The organism is Actinoallomurus sp. NPDC052274 (genome assembly GCF_040679475.1).
Lineage (GTDB): Bacteria > Actinomycetota > Actinomycetes > Streptosporangiales > Streptosporangiaceae > Actinoallomurus > Actinoallomurus liliacearum.
Genome location: NZ_JBFAUT010000053.1, coordinates 1 through 14756, shown reverse-complemented (window position 1 = coordinate 14756; position 14756 = coordinate 1). Strand labels below are relative to the sequence as shown.

Sequence of the window (14756 nt, the reverse complement as noted above, 5' to 3'; positions counted from 1 at the left end):
CTGGGGGGGGGGGGCGGCCCGGCGTGGTCGGGGGGCCCCACGTGGTGGCGGACGGGGGCGCGCTCGGCGGGGGGCGAGCACGCCCGCGCGTGCTCCCGGCTCCCCTGCTCAGCGCCGCCGTCGCGACGCCGTGGGAGGGTGCCGGCAGACCCCGACCAGGAGGGCGGGGCCTGCCGGCGTTGCCCTGCCGACCGTGGGGATGCGGCCACGGGCGACAGGGCGTCCGAGCAGGCGCAGGGGGACCAGTCCGCGTCTGCTCGGCGGAGGCGAGCCGCGTGCTCAAGGGGTGACACGCGGCCCGCGTAGTCGGTGGTGGTCATCGGTTCGTCCCGAACCGGACGGTGGCCGCGCCGTACGCCACGGCGACCGCTGCGGTAGCCGTGGCGGTTCCGGCCAGCGCCCACCGTGCCGTGTCGGCCCAGCCTGGGTAGAAGGCCGCAGCGACGAGGAGCGGGCCCGTCGCCACCGCGAGCGTCGCGGAGACGGCCAGAAGGCAGGCCGCGAGAAGTACGCGGGTCACCGGTCGACCTCCGCCCGGTCCGGCTCGGCCTCGACGTACTGGACCGGCCGCCGGTAGGACACCCAGACGTGCACGGCGACGGCGAGCGCGATCACGCAGCCGAGGAGCAGGGACGAAACGAGGACTCGCAGCATTACCGCCGTCCTTGCCGCCTGCGCCGGAACTCCGCGAGCTCGTCCCTCGGCGCCGCACGTTCGACCTCGCGGAGGGCCGTACGGACGTGCTGCACCCAGGCGTCTTCGCGGGCCTGGTCCTTGCGCTCGGCGCGGCGCACCAGCAGGTACCCCACCAGCAGCACCGCACCCAGCACGACGAGGACGACGGCGGCGACGGTCATGACGTACGCCCGCCTTCCTGCGCCGCCCGGACCGTCCGCTCGAAGGCCCTCGCGGTGCACGCCACGGCGACGGCCTGGGCAAGGTTGACGACCGCGACCATGCCGAACAGCAGGCCCAGCCACCAGGACGGCACCGCGAACGCCGCCGCCCCGCTCAGCACAGCAACGCACAGGAGCGTCGCGACAGCCGTACGGGAACCGATGACGGCCAGGCGCTTGGCCTCCTCGGGGGTCCACCTGATCGCCAGGTTCAGCGCGAACCTCATGACGCGGCCGCCTCCGCCTGGAGCGCCGCGTCGGTGTCCCTCTGGATCAAGATCAGCGTGGACGCCAGACGGCGCATCCGGTCGGCGTGCTCCTCGTCCAGGTGACCTCGCGCGGCCTCGAGAAGCGCGACGATCGCGCCGTCTACCTTCGTCCGGGGCATGGCGGCCCAGCCGTCGACCGGCCGGGCCTCCATCGCCTCGAGCAGAGCATTCGTGATCATGCGTGCTGGCTTCCGTTGGTACGGCCGTCGGCGGACTGCGGCTGCAGGTCCGGGTACTGAGCGCGGATGGCGTCACCGATGAAGGCGTCAGCGCGCGCGGGCGACTCGGCCGGCGGGCGCCGCTCGGCGACCTGCCGGACCGTCTCGGGGTTGAGCTGGGCGGCCAGCGTCTGCCAAATCTGCTGGTGGGCGTCCCGCTCGGTGGCCGCCTTGGTGGCCTCCGCCTTCGCCTGCTCCCGTACGGCCTCGGCGCGCATGATCTGCTCCGTGATCTGCTCCTTGACCTGGTCGAGCTCCTGCTGACGGCGCGTGATCTCCTGCCACATCTCGGCGATGCGCTGGTCGGCGGCCTCCGCGTCACCCAGGTGCTTCTGCATGAGCTGCTTGGCGTGCTCGGCCTGCTGCTGGTGCATGGTGATCTGGTCGGCGGCGAGCTCGATCGCGCGGGGATTGGTGATCGTGACGGCGGAGGCGGGGGGCATGGTCATCGTGTCGTTCTCATTCCGTACGGGGTTGCGGTCGTGGTGTCTCTTGGCGCCGGTCCTCATCCGGTGGCCTCCGTCATGCGCTCGGCCTGGCGGGCGACGGCGTCCCGCTGGTCCTGGACCCGGGCCAGCGCAGTCGCGAACCCGTCCCGGCAAAAGCCCGAGAGGAAGGCGAGCATCTGGAAACGTTCCTGGTCCGACAGGCCGCGAAGGATCTCGTGCACGTTGGCGGTGTGCGCCACCTCGACGCGGTGGCGGATCGGCTCGGTGATGCAGCCGACGCTGCCGTCCGGGGCCCGATAGTCGACCCGGGATTCTTGGTGGTGGTCGCGCAGGAACCGGCGGATCTCGGTGATCACCAGTTCGCAGGGCTGCTCGGGGTGGTCAGGGTGACGGACGAGCGTGTCTCCCGGCAGGATCATGCCGATCTCGTCCGTCTCAACCTCGGCGATACGGTTATCCATGGCCCTGGCTCCTTCCAGCGAGATGGGCCTGTTCACGCGGTCCTCGCCGGTGGCTCGGCGAGGACCGCGCTGTCTTTGGCCTCCGCGTCCTTGCGGGCGACGGAGGGATGACCGGTGACGAGCTGCACCGCCGCGACGTGCGGGCAGCCAGCCGTCGCGCACGAGCACGCCCAGGTGTCCAGCACCAAGCGGACGATGTACGTGCTGCGGTAGCCGTCGACGTACGCGAGCACGTCGTACGGGACTCGGGCCAGGCCGGCGAACGTCGCGGCGCTGACGGTGACCCGCCCGTCCCGGAGATAGCCGAGGGCCTTCGCGCGGACGTCCGTGCTCATCCGGCCGTCTCCTGCCGCGCGGCCTTCTCGGCTTCCTGGAGCCTTTCGAGGTAGGACAAGACGTCGGACTCCCACGCGACCAGCCGCCGCCCGTCCCGGAACAAGAACGGCAGCTCACCGCGATGCCGCAGGTAGCGGACCGACTGTTCGCTGCGCCGCAGCCGTTCGGCGATCTCCTCGATCAGGAGGAGCCGGTCGGCGGCGCGTGGGTGCGCGGGGGCCAGTGCCGTCATCGTGCCTGGCTCCCGGACTCCTCGTCGGCCGGCCAGGGGCCGGTCTGCGGCCACAGGTCGTCGTCCGGCCGCGTAGCGGTCGGGACCGGCGGCAGGTCGTCCTGTCCTCCGGGCTCCCCCGCGTCGCTGTTCTCGTCGTCCTCGCCGTCGAAGATGTCGCCGGGGGCGATCACGTCGGCGAGGTTGTCGATCTCACCGGCCGCGTTCTCCCGGGCCATGAGGTAACGCAGCTCCGGGGACTGCGGCACCCAGTTGGCGAGGGCCCGCACGCAACTCTTCCGCCACATCTCGGGGAAGTACGTGTGCCAGTACGAGTTGAACCTCGGCAGGTCGGGCTGCTCCGCGAACAGCGCCGGGTCCTCCTCGCGGGCACGTTCGGCCCGCTGGTAGTCCCTGGAGTGCTCGTCCCGGATCTCTTCGACCTGTTCCCGGTTGAGGATGACGAGCTGAGAGCGGGTCCCGTCCTTCATCACGGCGTAGGCGTAGGCGAGGATGATCTCGGCGTCCTCACCCCGGCGCGCCAGCAGATCCGGCTTGTGCCAGAACCCCGCGTCGTCGCCAAGGGTGTAGTCGTACGGCTCGCCCGCGTAGACGAATTCGGCGTGAACCGCGGACACCTGCCCGGACCGGTACATGAGGTCCACCAGGCCGTGCCACTGCGCGATGAAGATGACCTTCTTGCCGCGCGGCACGATCGCGGTCTGCTTCGTGCCGGGCTCGAGCCCGACCCGCGCGCACTCCATCAGCGCACCGAACAGACTGGCGCTCTCGCACTCCAGCAGGGCCGGTCGCTTCCGCAGGCACATCAACGCGCTGCGCATGAACCGGTCGACGGGGACGTGCTTGGGGAGGACCTCGGCGAACTCGTCCCTCATCTTGAGGAACATCGCCCGGGCGTCCGCGATCTTGTCCTCGACCGGCCGGTCTTCCGCGCTGGTCTCCGCCTGGCTGGCGGCGGCCGGCGGCGGGGCGGCCTGGTCGCGCCTGGCCTGGGCGCGGGCCTTGGCCATGACACGCTTCTTCAAATAGATACTCACGAGGTCCCTTTCGTGGGGGTACGCAGCACCCGAGCGCGGTACGCGCGGTACATCTCGGGCTGTTCTGCCTTGAAGGTCTTGAGGTCGAAGACCTCGGCGAGCCGCGTGTACTTCGCGGCGAGTTCGGGGTGTTCTTTGGCGAATCGCTTCGGGGCGAAGTTGCCGTTCTGCTTCCAGCTCACGAGCTCGTTGTCGGCGGCGTCGACGCCGATCTCGGCCTCGCCGAGCATCTCCTTGAGCTGGTTCTCGATCCGTGCGACCTCGACGGCGAGCTCCTCCATCTGCGCCACGAGCTCGTCTTTGCGGTCGATCAGCGGGCGAACCACGTCCGGGTCGACGCGGACCTTGGCGTCCTTCGTCGCGTTCCACATCCGGGCGAGCAGCTCGGTTGCCGCGTCCGAGCCATCGATAGGCGGCGGCGGCGCGGCCGGGTCGGTGACGCTCTGCCAGAACTCGCCCGCGTAGCTGATGAGGTGGCTGAGCAACTCCTCGTCGCGCTCGATCCGGAAGTGTCGGTGGCTGTTCCCGCCGAGCAGGACCGCGACGTGCGCGTGACCGTAGCCGGTGACGGCCAAGCCCCAATGGGCCTGGAGCGCGGGCCCGTCGGGCACCTCCTCGCTCCACTGCTGCCGTTGCCACTCGGACCGGTTCTTGCACTCCAGCAGGCACGGACCATCCGGGCACCCGTACACGCGCCTGTCGATGTTGACCCGCATCCACGGGTGATCGACGTGGACGAGCGTGCCGACGCGGCGTACGCGGGTGCCGGTCTTGCGAGCGAACTTCCGGGCGATGTAGTCCTCGAGCTCCGTGCCGCTCTCGGCGGCCTCGTCGAGCTCGGGGTCCCGGGGCAGGTCGGGCAGTTCCCCCCGCTTGTCGAGCCAGACGTGCCGGGGTGAACGGTACTTGTCCATGCCGAGGACCGCCGCGATGTCGGAGCCGCCGAGTCCTCCTTGGCGGGCCGCCTCCCACTCCTCCCGGCCGGCGTTGGCCGGGAGGAGCAGGCGGGCGGTCGGTGTGACCAGGCGTCCCATCAGCACGGGCCTCCGTGCTGTGCGGTGAGCCACTCGGCGTGGCTCGAGCGCATGTCCTCGGACAGCTCGTACAGCGACCTGAGTTCGTTCTCGGCGGCCAGCTCGTTCGAGCCGACAGCCATCGCGCCGTGTGCCTGGTAGGTGATGGGATCGGTCGCCGCCGTACGGGCTACGACCGTGTCCGGCAGGGGACGCTCGTAATCGGTCGGGCGGCTCATCGGTCGCCTCCGGCCTGGATGAAGTCGGCGACCTCGTGCCAACGGCGGGAGACCTCCGTCAGCACGGACCGCTCGGCCTCCATCGCGGCCGTGTCCCGGTCCCATTGGTCCTGGTCCCGCCAGCGGGCGATTTCGTCCTCAATGAGTTGACCGAGCGTCGCGGGGTCGAGCGCGTCGAGCTCCCACGAGCTCTCGCCGTACTGGCGGATGTAGCCGTGGGCCCGGCTGTCGGTGAGCTTGGCCGGGTTCGGCGGAGGGGCGTACGCCTCGACCTGGTCCATGTTCAGCGCGATCCGGATGACCTTGGCGTCCGCCTCGAACAGGCGCAGACGTTCCTCGATGTCGCGGGTCATGTCGATCCCGGACGGGTCATGGTCACCGAGGTGGATCACGATCGGCTTTTGACCGGCGTCCTGGTACTGCCGCATCCGCTGGGCGGCGCCCCACAGCTCGGACTGGGACGTGTAGCCCCGGCAACTGAAGAAGTCGACGTCGTGGCGGCCACAGACGCCGCTGATCACGCCGACCAAGGCGTCCTTCTCGATCCAGACCTCAACACGATGAGGTTGGTTGGCCCACCGTTCGGTGCGGTAGCTGTACGCCGAGCCGCGGATGATCTGGTCGGGTGAGTCCCAGTGAGACAGGCCGCGCAGGGTCCGGGTTCGGTCGACGATGTACGTCCAGTCGAGCAGGCCGGCCAGACGGGCATCGTTGACGATGCTCCCCAGCCGCTTGTACTCGGTCTGCTTGTTGGCGAGCCAGGCACGGGCGACGAACTGGTAGTAGAGCTGCCGCAAGGTCAGGTCGTAGCCCTGGGCCGCGTAGTCACGGCAGATCTCCTCGGCCCGGCGGATGATCGCGAGGCTGTTCGTGGAGAAGTTCTTGGCGACGTATTCGATCCGGGGCATCAGGCACCTGCCCGTCGCGTCGAGGTCCGCTCCCTCTTGATCGGGCGCAGGACGCCCGGACGCATCCAGGCCGGGCCGGTCCTCGGGTTGGGCCAGACGCCGGTGTACGGCTTGGCCGGGTCCGCGTTCGGCTGGGTGTTCGGGTGGTCCCACTGGACGCACACCGCGCCCGGGACTTCGCCGGTCTCGGTGGGCACGAAGCAGTGCGCGGGCTCCGGGCCGGTGTAGGCCCCGGGGCAGTCGGCGGCGCGGCCGGAGACGATCGTGCCGCTCCACATCGTGTGCTTGTTGCGGACACGGAGGCCGACGGGCCAGCGCTCGGCGAGCTGCTGGAGCTGGGCGGCCTCCGTCGCGGTGACGGTCTTCCTGCTCATCAGGCGTCGGCGTCGCCGTTGGCGGGGGACATGGGCGCGCCGCTGAGGATGGCGCGGACCTCGGCCTCCTTGTAGCGGCGGTGCCCGCCGATCGTCCGGATGGAGGTCAGCTTGCCCGCCTTCGCCCAGCGGGTGACGGTCTTGGGGTCGACGCGGAACATGGTGGCGACCTCGGCGGGCGTCAGCAGCGGCTCGACGCCTTCGAGGGACTCGCGGGTGCTCACGAACAGATCCCTTTCGTAGGGGTTGGAGAAGCCAGCCGAGTGGCGGCTACTGGGAGGGCTCGGCCGCCGCAGGGCGGGCGAGCAGTTTCTTGGGCTGCACACCGAGGGCCTGGGCCAGACGGCCGGTGGCCGTGGCGGAGGGGTTCTTCGCGCCGCGCTCGATCTTGTAGAGGTAGTCCGCGCTGATCCCCGCCTCTTCGGCGAGCTGACGTACGGACTTGCCCCTGGCCTCGCGCAGGCTCCGGACCTCCTGGCCTGACACGGTGTGACTCAGCATGAGTGCAAAACTAGTGCAAGTTTGGCACAACTGAGAAGCCCTATTTTTGCACGAGTTATGCGCTTGTGCCGTCGAGGTCAGTTGGCGAACCGCTGGTCACGAGGGAGAGTCAGGGGCGTTGGCCCCTCTCTAACCTGGGCGAACCCGTCCAAGATGAGGCCAAAGTTAGGACTACTTTGGTACCGTGCACCGGGTGGAAACGACACGCATCGGCAAGCTGATTGACCAGCGCAGACGCGAACTCGGCTATGCCCGCTGGCGCGACCTCGCAGACGCCGCCGGCGTCTCCCACGAGACGATCCGCAAGATCCGTCGAGGCATACGGGATGCCACCACGCATGGCACCCTCACCGAGAGCAAGCTCGAGGACGCCCTTCAATGGGCGCGCGGCAGCCTCCAGACCATCGACGAGGGCGGGGAGCCGACGCGTGTCCACCCCACCCTCCCGATCCCGTTCGACTGGCCATCACCGCCGGAAGCTTCCGAAGGGCTTCGCGAGCCAGGCATCCCGGCCGAAGTCAGCGCGCGGGGCCTGGCCCCCTACGCCAGGGAGATGTACGAACGGCTAACCCTGGTCACGGACAGCGAAATCAAGATGCTGATTGGCATGATTCGCGAGACCCGAAGGTCGACGCCGGAAGCTGCATCGCGCGCCCAATCGATTACGCGACGTAAGGGTTTTGGCCAGACATAAGGGTTTAGGTCAGACACAAAACGCTGAATTCGGGTCGGCAACGAAACACCCGATTACACCTTGATCACAACCCCGTGGCCTGTTTGCACGAAGTGACGTACTGTGACGTCCTATCTCTGGCGTGCCTGGAGTGACCGCATTCGAGAGTTGAAACACGGGGCGAAGCATGTCCAATCCCGACCACCGTCGGCCGAATCATGAATTCACCATCCGTCGTCTCGCCGAGGAGCTGGCTGCGAAAGATGCCTCACTCGCCGCCGCTAGGGCTGAGGCATATCGGGCCGGACTTATTGACAGCGAGCTCGAGGTGCCCGAGGAACTCGAGTACGCGCTGCAGTTCGGCGACGCGATGGATAAGTTCCTGGTGCCGATCGGGGACGGCGAGATGGTGACCATCCGCATGGGCCGCTCGGGGAGCGGCCGTCCCCGGCCTCGGCACGAAGCCGATGTCTGGCGCAAACTGATCCGCATCTACGACGAGACGAATGAGCAGCTCCTGGCCGGCGTCCCCGTCCTACAGGGCCAGTCCCTCCCCGGCGGCATCCTCACGATGCAGTGGAGAGTCGGCGAGCAGCCGATCTTCGTCATGACCTCCGAACGGCCGATCGTTACCGACCGGCTGGCGAAGATTCTCCCGCTGCCTCTGCGCCCTCTTGCCATCGTGCCGTTCACTTGGAGCGTTCTACGACGGCATCTGCGCTGGCACGGGCTGGTAGGGCCGCTCAACGCGGCGCCCGCCGCGGTTGACCTAGCGGCCAAGACAGCGATCGCCGTCACGGTCGCCGCCGGCGGATATACCGTCGTGACAGGCGAGCTCCCGCTACCGGGGCCGCCGCATGCGGCCGCCGCACCTACCAGGGCGGAAGGCTACGATCCGTCGAACGCCGCCGACACCAGCACGCCGGCGCCGACGCGCTCGGCTCCGGACAACCTGGCGGCCACGCCGACGGCAGAATCGTCCAGCTCGCCAGGGCCCTCGAGTATCGTGCTGCCCCCGTCTGCGACGCCGACTCCGAGCCCTTCCACGCCGGTGCCAAGCGGTTCCCCGCAGCCGTCAGCAACCCCTACCACTCCAACACCGACGCCCCCGGCGCCGAGCAGCCCGGCCCCTAGCACCAGTACTTCGTCTTCCCCTTCCACAGAAGCCTCGACCCCTCCCGACGCCACGAAGCCTTCCTTGCCGCTGGACACCCCGAAACCGTCGATCACGTCCAGCGATCCGACAGCGACCCCAACGACTCCCCTGCCCGAGGCAACGTCCCCAGACGTGACGATCCCGCCGTCTCCCTCCCCCTCTCCCGCCGACACATTGGACTCCTCGGCCACGATGATGCTGGGATCTGTCTGCCCGCCCGGCACGCCACCGATCCCGTTCCCCTGCGGCCAGCCGTAGGCCGGCCCGGCTCCTCCTCCGCAGCGCCGAGACCCGGAGGAGGAGCCGACCCCTCTCCCAAGCGTCTCGGCCACCACGAAGGACGATCCCCGTGGGCTACGTAAAAGACCTCTGGACACGCCCCGTACGACCGGCAGACGCCGAAGATGACACCGTTCACTACGTTGACAAGAAGCGCACTCGCGTCCGCAGCGCCCGCTGGGGCAAGGGCAAACGCTGGCTCGCCGTCTGGAAGGACCCCGACGGGAACGACAAATCCCAGGCGTTCACCAAACGGGAAGACGCTGACGCCAAGTGGAAGAAGATGGAGGCCGACGTCACTCGAGGCGAGTACATCGACCCGAAGGCCGGCAGAGAATACGTCGGCTCGTTCGGTAGCCGATGGCTCGCTCTGCAGCGCCTGAGTACCGCCAGCAGAAAGAAGTACGAGTCCGTCCTCCGCCTCCACGTCGAACCTCATTTTCGGAAGCGCCGAGTTAAGACCGTAAAGCCGTCCGAAATTGACGAATGGCTCGTCGAGCTGGAAAGCAAGTACGGATACGCGACCGTCAGCGCCGCCTACCGGGTAATCTGCGGGATCTTCGACCTGGCTGTCGCCGACGAACTGCGCCGCGACAACCCAGCCCGGGCCAAGGTCGTCCACCGCCCAGGAGGAGGCCCCGCAGAGCGGTCACCGTGGACAGCGGAGCAGGCGTGGCGCATCATCCAGGAACACCCCGAGGAGTACCGGCTGCTGCCCGCTCTTGCCGTTGGGTGCGGCCTACGGCAAGGCGAGATCCACGGGCTGTCGATCGACGACATCGACTTCGACGGCAAGGTGATCCACGTGCGCCGGCAACTCCTGGTCGCCCGCGGCCGCGCCTACTTCAAGCTGCCCAAGTACGGCAAGACCCGCACCGTACCGCTCCCTGACTGGGTTGCCCATCAGATCCGCCTCCACGTAGGCCGGGCCAAGCCCCGGCCGTACTCACTCCCGTGGGAGGAGGAGGACGGCAAGGTGGCGAAGGAGCTGTTCACCTGCAACCTCCTGCTGCGCTGGTCCGGGCCCGCTAACGAGACGCTGCGCGGCCCGAGCCGCAAGGACCCCAGGACGTACGACAAACACGTCGCTCCGACGATCTACAACGACGGCGTGTGGAAGCCCGCGCTGTCCCGAGTCGGCCTTATCCCCCCGCCGGTCCTCGATGAGGAGAACCGCGTCCGCTATCTGACCGACAGCCGGCTGACCGGCATCCACATGCTCCGCCACCTCTACACGACGATCCTCATGGACGCTGGCGTCTCCCTGATCGGCATCATCGTGATCCTGGGCCACTCGAGGAAGGGCGCCATGGCACGAATCGCGCCGACTACGCTCGGTACCTACGGGCACGTGACCGACGAGACCTACGAAGCGGCCCGCCAGGCCGTTGGCAAGACCGTGTTCCGCCTCCGGGCTGTGCCCGACGGAACAGTGACGGAACAGCGCGCCGCCCAGTGATCCCTGCGCCCGCTCTGACCCTGGTCAGAGCCTCGCAGCGGCGCTGCCCTTGAAGATGACGTAGATCTCCAGCACGGGCAGCAGCAGGAACGCGAGGAAGAGCGCCACAGGGAGCATGTCTCCATTGTGACCTGCCGCCGGGGGTGTTCACGTACGGTGCCGCTCCCCCGCCGCCCGTCCCTGTCCGGCCGCCGGTCGTGGACCGTCCGTCTCTTTGGGCGTAAGGGGCCGTGGTGGCAGTTGGCGGTGATTTGAACACCGTGAACGGCATGGCGCACCGACCCCCGGGTACCGGTCCATATCGAGGAAAATGCGCAGGTCAACGGGGGGTTAACGATGATAAGACTGATGCGCCGCGCCGGTATCACGTCCGACATGATGTACATCGCGGGCTTTGGATCGGTCCTGGCGTCGTTCGCCAGCTGGGCGATATCGATGCGTGCGGAGGAGCACGCGGGAATAGACCGGGCGGACCGCTGGGGGATCTTCGTCGGTGAGTGGGCACCGACCTTCTTCGCGCTCGGCGTCGCGCTGCGGATGGAGGAGGAGTACGGCGAGGAGATGGAGCACGAGGGAGCCGAGCGGATGAAGCGCCGGGCCCGTGAGGCGATGCCGGTCAGCTGAGACCCCTGGTACGCCCCGGGAAAGAGCACCCGGAGCCCCGGTTGGCCGAGCTGCCACGGCTCATCCGGCCCATGGCGGCCCTGCTGAGACGGTCGCTGCCGCCAGATCAGGACGAGTACGGGTGGGAGCTGAAGTGGGACGGCGTCCGGGCGGTCGCCTACGTCGAGGGTGGGAGATTGCGACTGATGTCCCGCAACGACAAGGACATCACCCGCTCCTACCCGGAACTGGCCGCCCTGGCCCGGATGCTGCCCCGCCCCGCCATCCTCGACGGTGAGATCGTCGCGCTGCGCGACGGCCGCCCGAGCTTCGCGACCCTGCAGGGCCGAATGCACGTCCAGCGCCCCGGTCCGCGGCTGGTCTCCGCGGTACCGGTCCAGTACTACCTGTTCGATCTCCTGCACCTGGGCGATGAGTCGCTGCTGGCCCGCCCGTACACCGAACGGCGGGACCGCCTCGACGGGCTCGGCGTCGACCGGGCGCCGGTGCGCGTCCCACCCTGGTGGCGCGGCGACGGCGAGACCGTCTTCTCGGTGGGCCAGGCCCAGGGCCTGGAGGGCGTCATCGGCAAGCCGCTGCGGTCCCGCTACCACCCGGGGCGGCGCGGCCCATGGATCAAGGTGAAGAACGTTCGCCACCAGGAGGTCGTCGTTGCCGGCTGGATGCCCGGGGCGGGCCGCCGCGCCGACATGATCGGGTCCCTGGTGCTCGGCGTCCACGACGACGGGCCGCTGCGGTACGCCGGCAACGTGGGGACGGGCTTCACCGAGGCGGACCTGCGGGACCTCGCCGTGCGGCTGGCGCCGCTGGCACGGGACGAGGACCCCTTCGACCCGTCGGCCCCCCGCGACGTCGCGCGCCGCGCACGGTGGGTCCAGCCCGAACTGGTGGGCGAGGTGGCGTTCGGCGAGTGGACCCCGGACGGGATCCTGCGGCACCCCAGCTGGCGGGGGCTCCGCACCGACAAGCGGCCCGAGGACGTCCACCGCGAGGAGCCGGGGTGACGAGTTCGGCGATGCGCGACGAACCGCCGGGGTCGCACCGTTCTTCCGGCGTGTCCATTTGCGGGATCATGGTGACGGCAGCAGAGTTGCCCCGGCGTCCCGTCCGGTCGCGATCCGGTCCCCGCCGGACGCCCGACCCGGCCCGCGGATCGCCGGTCGTTACTGATCCCTCATGCTTTGGAGTCTCGTCGTGCGCAAGCGTGTGCTCGTTCTCGTCGCCGTGGCCGGGCTCGGCCTGGCGGGCTGCGGTGGCAGCGGTGGCAGCGGATCCGCGCATCAGGACAAATCCGCCTCGTCCGCGCCCGCGAGCGGTGCGGCGGCGGGCGAGCCGCTGCCCAGCGCGTCCCCCAAGGGCGACGCCGACGCTCCTACGTGCACCACGGTCACCTACCGGGCCACCGGTACGGGCGTCGAGGTCACCGCGAAGGTGGGCAAGACCCCCATCACCCTGAACTTCGAGGCCGACGACGCCGACGACAACCCCGTGACCGGCGACCCGGCCACCTCCAGCGTCACCTACGCCTTCAAGGGCAGTGACATGCGGCACACCTTGCTGATCAAGGGCGTGAAGTCGCCGCACCACGTGACCGTCATCAGCCTGGGCACCGACCAGAACGTCTCCTGCCGCGCCTACGCGGGCTAGGGGGTGTCCCGTGGATCTTGTTCGTAGCGGGCGGCGCGCAGCCGGACGAAGATCCACCGGACCGACGGCGGAGACGGCCGGTCGGGTCGCGTCGGCTTCCCGACCGGCCCGTCCGGCCCCGAGCCGGCAACGTCCTCGTCCGGGCGGCCGGGCCTCAGTCGCGCGCCGAGGCCCGTACCTGGTCGGCGATGTGGTCGGCGATGGCCAACGCGGACGTCGCCGCGGGCGACGGCGCGTTGCGGACACTCACGACCGGGCCGAGGCGGTGGATGGCGAAGTCGTCCACGAGGCTCCCGTCACGGCCGACGGCCTGCGCGCGCACCCCGGCCGGGGCCGGCAGTACGTCCCCGGGCGTCAGCTCCGGCACGTACGCGCGGGCCTCGGCGATGAACCGCCGTCTGGACACCGATGTCAGCGCCTCCCGAACGCCGGCGCGCCAGTGGGCCCGCGCGAGGCGCCGGAATCCGCCCCACTTGAGGATGTCACGCAGGTCGGCGAGGTCCACGTCACGGCGCCGGTAGCCCTCCCGTGCCGTGGCGAGCACCGCGTTCGGGCCGATGTCGACGGTGCCGTCCACCCGTGGAGTGAAGTGCACGCCCAGGAACGGATAGGCCGGGTCGGGAACGGGATACACCAGGCCCTTGACCAGTTCCCTGCGGTGCGGGGCGAGCCGGTGGTACTCGCCGCGGAACGGGACGATGGCGGGCGCCGGCTCGTCCCCGGCGAGCGCCGCGACACGGTCGGACTGCAGGCCCGCACAGATCACGAGCCGGTCAACGGTGGTGGCGCCCGCGGCGGTGTGCACGACGACCCGCGCGCCCGTACGTTCCAGCCCGGTCACCTCCCGGCCGAGGAGCACCCGGGCGCCGGCCGCTCGCGCGTCGTCGGCCAGGGCTCGGGCGATCAGCCGGTAGTCGACGATGGCGGTCGTCGGTGAGTGCAGCGCGGCGAACCCCCGCACATGCGGTTCGAGCTCCGCGAGCTCGGCCGGACCAAGGCGGCGCAGTCCCGGCACACCGGCCGCCCGCGCCCGGTCCTCGATGTCGCGGAGCCGCCCCGCCTCGTCCGCCGACCGCGCGACGATCACCTTGCCGATCTCCTCGTACGGCAGGTCGTGCTCGGCGCAGAACTCCTTGATCCTGCGAGCGCCGTCCCGGCACAGGCGGCTCTTCAACGAACCGGGCGGGTAGTAGACCCCGGCGTGGACGACCCCGGAGTTGTGTCCCGTCTGATGCAGCGCGACCTCGGCCTCCTTCTCGAAGACCGTGACCTCGTAGTCCCACCGGGCAAGCCGACGAGCCACGGAGAGGCCGACGATTCCGGCACCGATCACACCGACGCTGAGAGCCATGGAGGACACCGTCTCAATCCTGGCAGCGAATTGCGACGGTCTTGATTCTCCTCCAGAAACGCAGGCCTTCCCTACCCTGCTCCCTTCCCTGCGTCGGAGACCTACGGGCACCATTGGCCGCGCTTGACGGAGGGCTGTCGCGAAGACTCATCGAACGCATGGCTTCGACGACATGGGCATCCCTCTGCTGACTCCCGATTCCTGGCGGAAGAGCACTCGCAGTGGCGGAAACGAAGGCGGCTGCGTCCAGGTGGCTGTCGCAGGCGTCTCGATGGAACGAGGCGAGCGGAAAGCTCGGTAAACGCCCTGTCTCACCCCGGACAATCTTGGGCGTCTCCCCCAGCCTGAGCACCGTTCGCCGAGCGTTGCATCACGCCCTCGCGGGACCGGCGGCCGGCGCAGGCGCGGCGAGCGCACGGCGGCTGGATGGGGCTGGGGCTCAAGGCTCGGGCAGGGCCTTCCCTCCCACCGACATTTCCGGCATTCCGCCCGGCGCGGGGGCGCTTCTCCGAGCATTCGGCGCGCCGCCCCGGCGGCCCTACGGTCCCTGGCCGACCGCGTGGACCCGCCGGGCGCCGGCAACGGCTACGGCTACTGGCAGCTCTCCTGGGCCGACTGGGTCAAGGGCAGCGCC

At 69.6% G+C, this 14756-nt stretch carries 24 protein-coding genes; 6 read left to right on the top strand and 18 right to left on the bottom strand.

What is annotated here, in order from left to right; genetic code table 11:
* Positions 1 to 316: 316 nt before the first annotated feature.
* From AB0K82_RS33665 to AB0K82_RS33590, 16 genes are read right to left on the bottom strand one after another with little or no spacing between them, the layout of a single operon-like run.
* The gene (locus tag AB0K82_RS33665) at positions 317 to 520 is read right to left on the bottom strand and encodes a hypothetical protein (RefSeq protein ID WP_364404814.1); all 204 of its coding nucleotides are present in this window, start codon (positions 518 to 520) and stop codon (positions 317 to 319) included.
* Positions 517 to 654, bottom strand: coding sequence for a hypothetical protein (locus tag AB0K82_RS33660; protein ID WP_364404812.1), 138 nt, complete (start codon positions 652 to 654; stop codon positions 517 to 519). The genes AB0K82_RS33665 and AB0K82_RS33660 overlap by 4 nt, the downstream gene beginning before the upstream one ends.
* Positions 654 to 857, bottom strand: coding sequence for a hypothetical protein (locus tag AB0K82_RS33655; protein ID WP_364404810.1), 204 nt, complete (start codon positions 855 to 857; stop codon positions 654 to 656). The genes AB0K82_RS33660 and AB0K82_RS33655 overlap by 1 nt, the downstream gene beginning before the upstream one ends.
* Complete coding sequence (locus tag AB0K82_RS33650) at positions 854 to 1123, bottom strand: hypothetical protein (RefSeq protein ID WP_364404808.1); 270 nt, start codon at positions 1121 to 1123, stop codon at positions 854 to 856. Before AB0K82_RS33650 ends, AB0K82_RS33655 begins: the two co-directional genes overlap by 4 nt.
* Complete coding sequence (locus AB0K82_RS33645) at positions 1120 to 1344, bottom strand: hypothetical protein (protein ID WP_364404806.1); 225 nt, start codon at positions 1342 to 1344, stop codon at positions 1120 to 1122. Before AB0K82_RS33645 ends, AB0K82_RS33650 begins: the two co-directional genes overlap by 4 nt.
* A complete protein-coding gene (locus tag AB0K82_RS33640; RefSeq protein ID WP_364404804.1) occupies positions 1341 to 1832 on the bottom strand; it encodes a hypothetical protein in 492 nt (163 codons plus the stop codon). Before AB0K82_RS33640 ends, AB0K82_RS33645 begins: the two co-directional genes overlap by 4 nt.
* A 56-nt stretch (positions 1833 to 1888) precedes the next feature.
* Positions 1889 to 2293 (bottom strand): hypothetical protein, encoded by a 405-nt coding sequence (locus AB0K82_RS33635; protein WP_364404802.1) that lies wholly within the window; start codon positions 2291 to 2293, stop codon positions 1889 to 1891.
* Positions 2294 to 2325: 32 nt separating this feature from the next.
* Entirely contained in the window at positions 2326 to 2628 is a 303-nt protein-coding gene (locus AB0K82_RS33630; protein WP_364404800.1) for a hypothetical protein, read from the bottom strand.
* A complete protein-coding gene (locus AB0K82_RS33625; protein ID WP_364404798.1) occupies positions 2625 to 2861 on the bottom strand; it encodes a helix-turn-helix domain-containing protein in 237 nt (78 codons plus the stop codon). The genes AB0K82_RS33630 and AB0K82_RS33625 overlap by 4 nt, the downstream gene beginning before the upstream one ends.
* Positions 2858 to 3898, bottom strand: a complete 1041-nt coding sequence (locus tag AB0K82_RS33620) for a recombinase RecT (RefSeq protein ID WP_364404796.1) — start codon at positions 3896 to 3898, stop codon at positions 2858 to 2860. Before AB0K82_RS33620 ends, AB0K82_RS33625 begins: the two co-directional genes overlap by 4 nt.
* Complete coding sequence (locus AB0K82_RS33615; RefSeq protein WP_364404990.1) at positions 3895 to 4932, bottom strand: lambda-exonuclease family protein; 1038 nt, start codon at positions 4930 to 4932, stop codon at positions 3895 to 3897. Before AB0K82_RS33615 ends, AB0K82_RS33620 begins: the two co-directional genes overlap by 4 nt.
* Complete coding sequence (locus AB0K82_RS33610; protein WP_364404794.1) at positions 4932 to 5150, bottom strand: hypothetical protein; 219 nt, start codon at positions 5148 to 5150, stop codon at positions 4932 to 4934. The genes AB0K82_RS33615 and AB0K82_RS33610 overlap by 1 nt, the downstream gene beginning before the upstream one ends.
* A complete protein-coding gene (locus tag AB0K82_RS33605) occupies positions 5147 to 6058 on the bottom strand; it encodes a hypothetical protein (RefSeq protein ID WP_364404792.1) in 912 nt (303 codons plus the stop codon). The genes AB0K82_RS33610 and AB0K82_RS33605 overlap by 4 nt, the downstream gene beginning before the upstream one ends.
* Positions 6058 to 6432, bottom strand: coding sequence for a hypothetical protein (locus tag AB0K82_RS33600; RefSeq protein ID WP_364404790.1), 375 nt, complete (start codon positions 6430 to 6432; stop codon positions 6058 to 6060). The genes AB0K82_RS33605 and AB0K82_RS33600 overlap by 1 nt, the downstream gene beginning before the upstream one ends.
* Entirely contained in the window at positions 6432 to 6656 is a 225-nt protein-coding gene (locus tag AB0K82_RS33595; protein WP_364404788.1) for a BldC family transcriptional regulator, read from the bottom strand. The genes AB0K82_RS33600 and AB0K82_RS33595 overlap by 1 nt, the downstream gene beginning before the upstream one ends.
* Before the next feature lie 46 nt (positions 6657 to 6702).
* Positions 6703 to 6933 (bottom strand): helix-turn-helix transcriptional regulator, encoded by a 231-nt coding sequence (locus AB0K82_RS33590; RefSeq protein ID WP_364404786.1) that lies wholly within the window; start codon positions 6931 to 6933, stop codon positions 6703 to 6705.
* 193 nt (positions 6934 to 7126) lie between these two features.
* Here AB0K82_RS33590 and AB0K82_RS33585 point away from each other — a divergent pair, with 193 nt between their 5' ends.
* Positions 7127 to 7627: a hypothetical protein gene (locus AB0K82_RS33585; RefSeq protein WP_364404785.1), complete on the top strand. Its 501-nt coding sequence runs from the start codon at positions 7127 to 7129 to the stop codon at positions 7625 to 7627.
* An 867-nt stretch (positions 7628 to 8494) separates the two neighbouring features.
* Here the strand turns inward: AB0K82_RS33585 and AB0K82_RS33580 are convergent.
* Entirely contained in the window at positions 8495 to 9094 is a 600-nt protein-coding gene (locus AB0K82_RS33580; protein ID WP_364404783.1) for a hypothetical protein, read from the bottom strand.
* Positions 9095 to 9324: 230 nt separating this feature from the next.
* Between AB0K82_RS33580 and AB0K82_RS33575 the strand changes: the two genes are divergently transcribed.
* From AB0K82_RS33575 to AB0K82_RS33560, 4 genes are all read left to right on the top strand, one after another.
* Positions 9325 to 10500, top strand: a complete 1176-nt coding sequence (locus tag AB0K82_RS33575) for a tyrosine-type recombinase/integrase (protein ID WP_364404781.1) — start codon at positions 9325 to 9327, stop codon at positions 10498 to 10500.
* Between the two features lie 348 nt (positions 10501 to 10848).
* Positions 10849 to 11124 carry a hypothetical protein gene (locus AB0K82_RS33570; protein ID WP_345346516.1) on the top strand — a complete coding sequence of 92 codons (276 nt, stop codon included), beginning with the start codon at positions 10849 to 10851 and terminating at the stop codon, positions 11122 to 11124.
* Between the two features lie 41 nt (positions 11125 to 11165).
* Positions 11166 to 12128, top strand: coding sequence for a non-homologous end-joining DNA ligase (ligD, locus tag AB0K82_RS33565; RefSeq protein ID WP_364404779.1), 963 nt, complete (start codon positions 11166 to 11168; stop codon positions 12126 to 12128).
* 190 nt (positions 12129 to 12318) lie between these two features.
* Positions 12319 to 12771 carry a hypothetical protein gene (locus tag AB0K82_RS33560; protein WP_364404777.1) on the top strand — a complete coding sequence of 151 codons (453 nt, stop codon included), beginning with the start codon at positions 12319 to 12321 and terminating at the stop codon, positions 12769 to 12771.
* A 154-nt stretch (positions 12772 to 12925) separates the two neighbouring features.
* Here the strand turns inward: AB0K82_RS33560 and lhgO are convergent, their stop codons facing one another.
* A complete protein-coding gene (gene lhgO, locus AB0K82_RS33555; RefSeq protein WP_364404775.1) occupies positions 12926 to 14122 on the bottom strand; it encodes an L-2-hydroxyglutarate oxidase in 1197 nt (398 codons plus the stop codon).
* A gap of 172 nt (positions 14123 to 14294) precedes the next feature.
* Here lhgO and AB0K82_RS33550 point away from each other — a divergent pair, with 172 nt between their 5' ends.
* On the top strand, positions 14295 to 14423 hold the full coding sequence (locus tag AB0K82_RS33550; protein ID WP_364404773.1) for a DUF397 domain-containing protein: 129 nt from the start codon (positions 14295 to 14297) through the stop codon (positions 14421 to 14423).
* The last annotated feature ends 333 nt before the right edge of the window (positions 14424 to 14756 follow it).